The sequence below is a fragment of the Lentilactobacillus hilgardii DSM 20176 = ATCC 8290 genome (genome assembly GCF_000159315.1).
Lineage (GTDB): Bacteria > Bacillota > Bacilli > Lactobacillales > Lactobacillaceae > Lentilactobacillus > Lentilactobacillus hilgardii.
Map to the genome: position 1 here is coordinate 229,510 of NZ_GG669992.1, position 9,611 is coordinate 239,120.

9 protein-coding genes are annotated in these 9,611 nt (G+C 37.0%); 4 read left to right on the plus strand and 5 right to left on the minus strand.

Annotation, left to right across the window (positions count from 1 at the left end; translation table 11 throughout):
- Window positions 1–17 precede the first annotated feature (17 nt).
- Together mnmE and jag are read right to left on the minus strand one after the other, a co-directional pair.
- Entirely contained in the window at window positions 18–1,412 is a 1,395-nt protein-coding gene (gene mnmE, locus HMPREF0519_RS01085; protein WP_003633904.1) for a tRNA uridine-5-carboxymethylaminomethyl(34) synthesis GTPase MnmE, read from the minus strand.
- Window positions 1,413–1,622: 210 nt separating this feature from the next.
- Entirely contained in the window at window positions 1,623–2,366 is a 744-nt protein-coding gene (jag, locus tag HMPREF0519_RS01090; RefSeq protein WP_003633906.1) for an RNA-binding cell elongation regulator Jag/EloR, read from the minus strand.
- 235 nt (window positions 2,367–2,601) lie between these two features.
- Here jag and HMPREF0519_RS01095 point away from each other — a divergent pair, with 235 nt between their 5' ends.
- Window positions 2,602–3,564 (plus strand): cation diffusion facilitator family transporter, encoded by a 963-nt coding sequence (locus HMPREF0519_RS01095; RefSeq protein ID WP_003633907.1) that lies wholly within the window; start codon window positions 2,602–2,604, stop codon window positions 3,562–3,564.
- Window positions 3,565–3,983: 419 nt separating this feature from the next.
- The gene (locus tag HMPREF0519_RS01100) at window positions 3,984–4,910 is read left to right on the plus strand and encodes an L-lactate dehydrogenase (protein WP_003556652.1); all 927 of its coding nucleotides are present in this window, start codon (window positions 3,984–3,986) and stop codon (window positions 4,908–4,910) included.
- 66 nt (window positions 4,911–4,976) lie between these two features.
- Here the strand turns inward: HMPREF0519_RS01100 and HMPREF0519_RS01105 are convergent, their stop codons facing one another.
- The 3 genes from HMPREF0519_RS01105 to rpmH are packed head-to-tail and all read right to left on the minus strand — an operon-like array spanning window position 4,977 to window position 6,365.
- Window positions 4,977–5,813 carry a YidC/Oxa1 family membrane protein insertase gene (locus HMPREF0519_RS01105; protein WP_003550980.1) on the minus strand — a complete coding sequence of 279 codons (837 nt, stop codon included), beginning with the start codon at window positions 5,811–5,813 and terminating at the stop codon, window positions 4,977–4,979.
- Complete coding sequence (gene rnpA, locus HMPREF0519_RS01110) at window positions 5,810–6,175, minus strand: ribonuclease P protein component (protein WP_035444176.1); 366 nt, start codon at window positions 6,173–6,175, stop codon at window positions 5,810–5,812. The genes HMPREF0519_RS01105 and rnpA overlap by 4 nt, the downstream gene beginning before the upstream one ends.
- Before the next feature lie 55 nt (window positions 6,176–6,230).
- A complete protein-coding gene (rpmH, locus tag HMPREF0519_RS01115) occupies window positions 6,231–6,365 on the minus strand; it encodes a 50S ribosomal protein L34 (RefSeq protein ID WP_003550985.1) in 135 nt (44 codons plus the stop codon).
- A gap of 507 nt (window positions 6,366–6,872) precedes the next feature.
- On the opposite strand from rpmH, the gene dnaA reads away from it, so the two are divergent.
- Entirely contained in the window at window positions 6,873–8,225 is a 1,353-nt protein-coding gene (gene dnaA / locus HMPREF0519_RS01120; protein ID WP_040472600.1) for a chromosomal replication initiator protein DnaA, read from the plus strand.
- Between the two features lie 193 nt (window positions 8,226–8,418).
- The gene (dnaN, locus tag HMPREF0519_RS01125) at window positions 8,419–9,558 is read left to right on the plus strand and encodes a DNA polymerase III subunit beta (RefSeq protein ID WP_003556656.1); all 1,140 of its coding nucleotides are present in this window, start codon (window positions 8,419–8,421) and stop codon (window positions 9,556–9,558) included.
- Window positions 9,559–9,611: the final 53 nt, after the last annotated feature.

A 9,611-nucleotide genomic window follows, 5' to 3' on the forward strand; every position in this document is an offset into this window, starting at 1 on the left:
GTTTCACATGAAACAGATTATTTTCCCAAGCAGAACTGACTGAACAGTTGATCAATCAATTCATCTTGATAACTATCGCCGGTAATTTCACCAAGAAAATCCCAACACCTTGTCATATCAATTTGTACCAAATCAACCGGCATACCCTCATCAAGCCCCTTAAGGACATCTTCGAGTGCGCTTTTAGCTTGATTTAATAATCCAATATGCCGTGCATTTGTTACAACAACGTCATTTTGACTACTTGCAATACCCTCATTAAAGAACATTGTTGAGATTAATTCCTCTAATCCTTTTAAACCGTCTGCTTTGATGGCAGATGTTGAAATAATATTTTGGGCTTTAGTTAATCGCTTTATTTCACTTAAATTTAGTTTGATGGGTAAATCAGTTTTATTCAAAACAACGATTCGTTTTTTCTTATTAGTTGCATCAATTAATTGTCGATCTTCTTCGGTTAAAGGTTCACTCGCATTTAAAACCAGTAAAACTAAATCAGCACTATTAATTGCTTTTCTGGAGCGATCAACACCAATTTTTTCAACTTTATCATTGGTATCTCTAATACCCGCCGTATCAATAAGCTTTAAAGGAACCCCAGAAACATTTGCATACTCTTCCAAGACATCTCTGGTCGTCCCGGGTACATCTGTCACGATTGCTTTATCTTCATGCAATAAATGGTTCAAAAGGCTGGACTTGCCGACGTTAGGACGCCCAATAATGGATGTCGCCAACCCGTCTCGAAGAATCTTACCTTGCTTGGCAGTCTGTAGTAATTGTACGATTCGTTTATGAACATCAGTTGCTTTTTCACGAAGCAGCTTACTGGTCATTGTTTCAACATCGTCATATTCCGGGTAGTCAATATTAACCTCAACTTGAGCTAATACATCCAAAATATCTTTCCGAAGATGTTTAATTAGATGGGACAAATTACCATCCAATTGACTAATAGCGGCTTTCATCGATCGATCCGTTTTAGCTTCAATCAAATCCATAACAGCTTCAGATTGTGACAAATCAATCCGTCCATTTAGGAATGCACGTTTTGTAAATTCGCCGGGTTCTGCCATTCGAGCACCGTTACTCAAAACCAATTGCAAAATCCGATTAGTTGCAACAATGCCACCATGGCAATTGATTTCAATGATATCTTCTTTTGTGTAGGTATGGGGAGCCCGCATAATCGATAACATGACTTCATCTACTTCTTGATTTGTAGAAGGATCAACAATATGACCGTAATTAATTGTATTGCTGGCTACTTTATCAAGATTCTTGCCTCGATAAACATTCTTTGCAACATCCAATGCTTCTTCACCACTGATTCGAACAATTGAAATTCCGCCTTCACCAGGCGGTGTAGAAATAGCCGCAATTGTGTCAAATTCTGTTGTTGTTAAAACCATACTTCAGTTTCCTCCCACATAAAAATACAATAACGTCACACTATTAAACCACAAAATACATTTAAACGCACAAAAAAAGTGCCCACTCCATGCGTAAAAAGCATGGATAAAGCACTTTGACTACTTTACCTAGTTAAGATAAGAATGATTACTTTCATCATATTTTAAAGTACACGTTTTGTCAACGAAAAATTTGAAACAGCTTCCAATTTATTTTGGAGCCACGACAATGACCCGATGCGGTTCTTTGCCCGTAGAGTAAGTGATAACGTGGTCATTATCTGCAAGTGCATTATGAATCTGTTTGCGTTCAAAAGAAGGCATTGGATTGAGATAAACAGGCTTGCCATTTGCGATTGCATTGCGTGCAGTCTTATCGGCCAATTGAATCAATGCTTCACTCCTCCGATTTCGATAGTCAGCTGTATCCAGTTCCACATTCACATTATTTGCTCCTGATCGATTAACAAAAATTTGAACCAGATTTTGAAGCGCATTAATTGTCCGACCATGACGACCAATTAATCGACTTTCCTGCTCCGTATCAATGTCAATGTAGACTGAATGCTTATTTTTTAAATCGAGTTTTAGGGTAAACGAAAAGCCCATCGCTTCTAAGACATCATTAAGATAGTCTGCCAGATCCTGTGCGATTTTATCTAGATCAAGATCATCCTCTGACCTCGCTTCTTTCACAATTTCTGATGGATTAACGATTCCCTGATTATTAGCAGATTCTGTATGTGGTTGATTATTTAAACCGGTTTTTATTTGTGTTTGGTTTGTGTTTTCTTTTCTTAATAGTTCAATCTTAGCTTGTTTTCGACCGATGCCAAAGAAACCATTCCTTGGTTGTTGAATCACTTTAACTTCAACTTGGTCCTTATTGAGTGATAATTCAGCTAAGGCTTGCTTCACTGCGTCTTGGATAGTTTTGCCAGAGTAAATTGTCATAATAAACTCCCTTTAATGGATTTAACTGATTTATAATAGCATAAATCATTACATTAATAAATGGTTTAGCAAAAAAACGCAAACTAAACGCAAACCTTAATTATTTTGTGATATTTGCAATCACCATTTAACATTATTTTGATAAAGCCGATATAATTAAGCTTGATGGCTCTATTATTAATCGAATGAGATCATTAACCATCTAAAATGATCGTCAGGTTTTCGTTTTTAGGAAGTGAGCATATTGGCAAATATAAATCAGTACGATGCCGGTCGGAATATTATCATTGATCGTCAGCATCGCTTAAATAAATTACAGGAAGCGCAGAAGATTACATATGCCAATCTAAGCGCCTATGCGGTTATTATGACAGCGGAACTAGTTATTGGATACTGGAACCATATTACCGTTTTGATTGCTGATGGGTTAAATAACCTGACAGGCGTTTGCGGCGCCGCCATTATCATAACGGGCTTAAAAATTTCAAGACGGCCTCCAGATTCTAATCATGTGATGGGTCACTGGCAATACGAGAATATCGCTGCCTTTTTATCAGCAACTATTATGTTTGCAATTAGTATTCAAATTCTTGTGGATGGCGTTTTTGCCGTTCGTAGATTTTTTCAGGGGGTTGCCGTTCAGCCAAATTTCTGGTCGCTGGGTGTTAGTTTAGTTTCTGCGGCCACTATTTCTATACTTGCCAAATATAACGCTGTGAAAGGAAACCAGTTAAATAATCAGGCCCTTATTGCCTCTGGACAAGACCTAAAAAGTGATGCATGGACAAGTTTCGGTACTTTTTTATCAATCGGAGGTGCCTATCTTGGAGCTCAGTGGCTGGATGGCGTTGCAACTATTATCGTTGGCTTTTTAATACTTCATGCGTCTATCTTAATTTTTCGAACAACTATTATGAGACTAACAGAGGGTTTCAGTCCTAAAGCCATTGACAAATATTCAAAAACCATTAATGAAATCCCCGGAGTATTGGGTGTTCAAGGAATTGAGCCTCGGTGGCTTGGTGACCAAATTGTCATGAAGGTCGGCGTTTATCTGGCTGATGATACCCGCCTAACAAGGGCATATTCAATTGGTAAAAAAGTAGAACACGCACTTATGAAAAAGTATGATATTTTGGATGCAGATGTAATGGCCTATCCGGTAAGCCTAAAGAACGATCCTAACCACGTTGACTAACAAGGAATGGAGTTCAATCACTATCCTTAGGTGAGTTTTTATTAGGTCGCCATGTTTTAATCAAGTTTTCTGTATTATTCAGCATATTTAACTTGTAGGTTCCCGCTTTTTCGAGAACTAAGTCTGACAACTTCTTGTTGTTTATTCTAGATTAATTGCGTATACTAAATGCAAGAATAATCTCAGTAAGAATTATTAATTTATGTTATAAAGTATAATTAGCACGCTTGGGAGCCCGCTATGATTCAACGGGAAGCAATAGTCAATCATCACAGGCTTCTGGTCTCTGGTGATTTTTTCTTTACGTAGCTTATGCCCTAATAAATCGCTAACTGGGCTTACACAAGAGAAAAATGGCATTTACTAATTTAAGATTTTATCAACAATTAATAATTCGACTAATTCAGGGAGGTCTTTAAATGTCTAGAAAAATTGGAATTATCGGAATGGGTAATGTTGGTGCCGCAGCAGCTCATTATATCGTATCAACCGGCATTGCTGATGACTTAGTATTAATTGATTTACGTGAGGATAAGGTAACCGCTGACGCGTTGGATTTCCGTGACGCATTAGTTAATCTTCCTTGGCACATTAACATTACGACGAATGATTATGCTGCTTTAAAGGATGCTGATGTGATTATTTCAGCTATTGGTAATATCAAGTTACAAGACAACGCTAATGATGACCGATTTGCTGAATTACCATTTACAAGTAAGCAAGTACCATTGGTTGCTAAACAAATTAAAGACTCTGGATTCAACGGTAAAATTGTTGTAATCACCAATCCTGTTGACGTCATTACATCCATCTATCAAGAAGTTACTGGTTTACCCAAAAAACATGTTATTGGAACAGGAACCCTCTTAGACTCAGCTCGTATGAGAGCATCTGTTGCCGACAAATTAGGAATCGATTCTCGTTCTGTTATTGGCTACAATTTAGGTGAACATGGTAATTCACAGTTTACTGCCTGGTCAACTGTCCGTGTACTTGGTAAACCAATTACTGATATCGCAAAAGAAAAGGGACTGGATTTGGATGCGCTTGACCAAGAAGCCCGCACTGGTGGATACACGGTCTTTCATGCCAAAAAATACACGAATTACGGTGTTTCAACAGCTGCTGTTCGCCTAGCTTATACGATTATGAGTGATGCTAGGACAGAACTACCTGTCTCAAACTACAGGGAAGAATATGGCACCTATTTATCCTACCCAGCTATTGTTGGTCGTGACGGAATTTTAGAGCAACTTCAATTGAATCTAACTGATGATGAGCTAAAGAAGCTCCAAACCTCTGCCAATTATATTAAAACAAAATATGCAGAAAGTCGTCAAAAGTAGTCATCGCTATAAAAGTTAACGCAAAACCCCCACCTTGGAAAAATCCAAGGTGGGGGTTTTTATAAACTATTTACGTTTGCTTCGTTTAGCCTTTTTAATCGCTCGTTGAACTGCGCGTTTGTGTTCACGTTCTTCTTTTTGCTTTTGCTCGCGTTCACGCCGAATTTTCCAAGGATTTTGAATCACTAATGTTTGACCAACTTGGAAAGCATTAGTGATTACCCAGTAAAGAGATAAAGCTGAAGGTAAACTGACCGCCATAATTAAAATGAAGATCGGCATCCCAATAGTCATCATAGTTGTCATAGAATTTGATTCAGGCTGCCCCTTCATCGCCAGCCAAGACGAAATGAAAGTAAATAATGCCGCTAAAACCGGTAAAACAAAGATTGGATCAGGATGACCCAGTTGTAACCAGAAAAATGTACCACTTCTCAAAATATCAGTTCGCCAAATTGCTTGATACAAGGCAAACAAAATTGGCATTTGAACAATCATTGGCAAGCATCCAGCAAGTGGATTAATACCTGCCTCCGCATACAACTTCTTTTGTTCAGCCTGTAGCTTTTGCATTGTTTCAGCATCTCGTGAAGAATACTTCTTTTGCAATGCCTTAAGTTGTGGTTGGACTTCCTGTGTTTTACGCATGCTACGAGTTTGATAAATCATTAAAGGCAAAATAACAATTCGAACAAGAATTGTAAATATGATAATTCCCATTCCATAGTTATCACTGAAAAACTTAGATAACCAAATGATTGCTCGAGAAAAGTTTAAAACAACCCAGCCATCCCAAATTCCAGTACTGTGTTCAGTAATTGGGCTATTACTACAAGCAGACAAAACAACCGTTAAACTTAGTAGTGATAATAGTACCGATATTTTCTTTATTCTTTTTTTCAATGTTTTTCCCCACCATCATAGTTGGAATCAAGCAGCCTTGCCAGCTTAAAAACGTGAATCAAGCTGGACTTAACATCTCGCATCGACATCTGATCAGTAGATGGACGTGCTATTACAATGAAGTCGACATCTTGACGTAAATCAGGTTTTAACTCAAAAATTGCCTGTCTAATTCGTCTTTTGACCCAATTTCTATGTACTGCATTCCCAATTTTTTTCCCAACAGAAATCCCGACGCGAAAATGTAATTGATCCGGTTTGTCCAACGTATATACAACAAATTGACGATTAGCAACCGAGTTATGAGTTTCAAACACTTTCTGAAACTCAGCCTCTTTTTTTACACGATACGATTTTCGCATGATCCATCTCCACATAATTAAAAATAATGAAAAAGACCACTGAATGGTCAGTGGTCTATGCAGACAATACTTTTCTACCTTTTTGACGTCGGCGTGCTAACACTTTACGACCATTGCTGGTACTCATTCGTTTACGGAAGCCATGAACGCGAGCGCGATGACGCTTCTTTGGTTGATATGTTCTTTTCATCAGAAACCCTCCTTTATAATTCAAAGAAATTAGCGTTTAAGCATTTAATATAGGATGTTCAAATGCATTTCCTTAACATATTAACATAGTTTGTCTATAAATGAAATATACTTTTTAATCTCAAAAAAATTTCTAAAAAAGAAAAATTTGTTTCATGCACAAAAACTGTGGATAACCCCCTTGTTTAATATAATGAACTTTACTAAACTCCACAGGTTTATCCACAGAATCACAGCTTGTTTTCAATCTTATCCACAGCCTGTGGATAAGATTGATCATCTTTTTCAAAAAAGCTGATAATATCGGCTTTAGTTATCCACACTCACCTGTTAATTATCTATTCTTTTCTTTAGTTTTTTCACTTATCCACAGGCAGGTTATACCCTCTGTCCACCCCTGTGAAACAATTATGCACAGGCCGTTTTTGCCTGTGGAAAACTTTTGCTTGGAATGCTAGAATTAATTTGCATTTCTTATAACGACTATTTAATTAGGGGGGACTTCAAAGTGTTAGATAAAGATTCACTGTGGCAAAAATTAAGCACAGAATTTCGAAAAAATACCACTGATCTTACATATGATACGTGGATTAAACCTGTCACACCCGTTGATTTTGATGGATCAACTCTTACTTTATCCCTTCCTTCTGAATTACACCGAGATTATTGGAAAGAACAACTGGCTCCTAATTTAATTGAATATGCCTTTGTCATTACAAAGGGAAACATTGAACCAAAATTTATTCTAGACTCGGATATCAAAAAGGAAGCACAAAAAAAAGAACCGGCCAAAGCCGACTCTACAGCTGACGATCAAGATGAAACTTTTTCATTTAGTAAGGAAACTCATCTCAACCCAAATTATACATTTGATAACTTTATTATCGGTAAAGGAAATCAGATGGCACACGCAGCCGCACTAATTGTTTCTGAAGAACCTGGAAAATTATATAATCCACTTTTCTTTTACGGAGGCGTTGGACTTGGAAAAACCCACTTAATGCAAGCCATCGGTAATAAACGACTTGAGGACCATCCAGAAACAAACGTCAAATATGTTACAAGTGAAGCATTCACCAACGATTTTATTAATGCCATTCAAACCAATAGAACAGAAGAGTTCAGACGTGAATATCGGAACGTTGATTTATTAATGGTTGATGATATTCAATTCTTCGCCCAAAAAGAAGGAACCCAAGAAGAATTTTTCCACACTTTTAATGATCTATATAATAACGACAAACAAATCGTTTTAACATCAGATCGGGTACCACAAGAAATTCCTAAGCTTCAGGAACGCTTGGTATCACGGTTTGCATGGGGACTACCTGTAGATATTACGCCCCCAGATTTAGAAACCCGGATTGCTATTCTAAAAAGTAAGGCTAAACTTGATAACTTAACCATCCCAAACGAAACACTGTCATACATTGCTGGCCAAATTAATTCCAATGTCCGTGAACTCGAGGGCGCGCTTTCAAGGGTACAAGCTTATTCGAAACTAAAAAATGAACCAATCACCACGGACTTAGTTTATGAAGCACTTAAAGGATTAAAGCTTGCAAAAGCAAATAACGAATTATCAATTATGGACATTCAAAACAAAGTTGCAAGTTATTTTCATGTGACTATTAGTGATTTAAAAGGAAAAAAAAGAATGAAGTCCATCGTTATTCCAAGACAAATCGCAATGTATCTTTCACGGGAGATGACAAGCAATTCCCTTCCTAAAATTGGAAAAGAATTTGGTGGTAAAGATCATACAACCGTTATTCATGCGTGTGACAAAATTGCAGAAGTCATCAAAATCGATGCTGACATTCGTAAAGAAATCTCAGATATCAAAACCGCACTAAGCTAAATGGTATAATGGGTTGTGGATAATTTTTGTAAAAGTTTATAAGTTATCCACAACTTTATCCACAGGATCATTCTCAATAGCATCAGCAGAATTAATAGTTATCCACAAATCCACAGGGACTACTATTACTGCTTTTTTGTTTATTGCTTTATTAATTTAATTAATATAACTTTCCAGGAGGTTAACTACCAGTATGAAATTTACAATTAGCAGAACCGAATTTACAAAGGCATTAAACACAGTTTCCAGGGCAATCTCCACAAAAACAACCATTCCCATCTTAACGGGTTTAAAATTACAAGCTACACAAACAGGACTTATCTTAACTGGAAGTGACGCTGATATTTCTATCGAAACAACCATTAAAACAGACAATCCTGATAATTTATTAGCTGTTGAATCGGAAGGTGCCATTGTGTTGCCTGCAAGATTTTTCACCGATATCGTTAAAAAACTTCCTGAAGAAACACTCACAATAGAAGTAGGTGAGAATTTTCAGACAATGATTACATCAGGTCCTTCATCATTTACGATTAACGGTCTTGATGCTAACAATTATCCACACCTACCTGAAATAGAAACAACAAATTCAATCCCATTAGCTGGCGACTTGCTAAAACAAATCATCAGCCAAACAGTTATTGCTGTTTCAAATCAAGAAAGCCGTCCCATTCTAACTGGTGTTCACTTTATATTATCGGACACCAACTTTTTAGCAGTCGCTACAGATAGTCATCGATTAAGTCAACGTAAAGTTATCTTGGAAACCCCAATCAATGGTTCATTCGACTTTGTCATTCCTGGAAAAAGTTTGATTGAATTATCTAGAATGATTGACGACAATAAAGAAGACATCATTTTATCTGTCACAGAGAACCAGGTATTATTTACAATTGGAGATACTTTATTTTACTCCCGTTTGCTTGAGGGCAATTATCCTGATACATCGCGACTCATTCCAGATTCACACGATACAAGGATCTCTTTCGATGCACCAGAATTACTTGCGTCAATTGAACGTGCTTCACTGCTATCACATGCTTCCAGGAATAATGTCGTTAAGATTACAGTTAAACCTGAAACAAAGACAGTTACTATTTATGGTAATTCGCCAGATGTCGGTAACGTTGAAGAAGATATGGAACCAAAGAGTGTGGAAGGAAATGAACTAGAAATTTCTTTCAATCCAGATTATATGAAAGATGCATTACGGTCCTTCAGTCAAGCAACAATTAATCTAGATTTCACTTCATCGTTACGTCCATTTACCCTAACACCAACTGAAGATAGTGATAGCTTTGTACAATTAATTACACCTATCCGGACATTTTAATCATCAATATCTAAAAGTTGTTTTATAGTTTTTAATATAGGGACGCAGAAAAT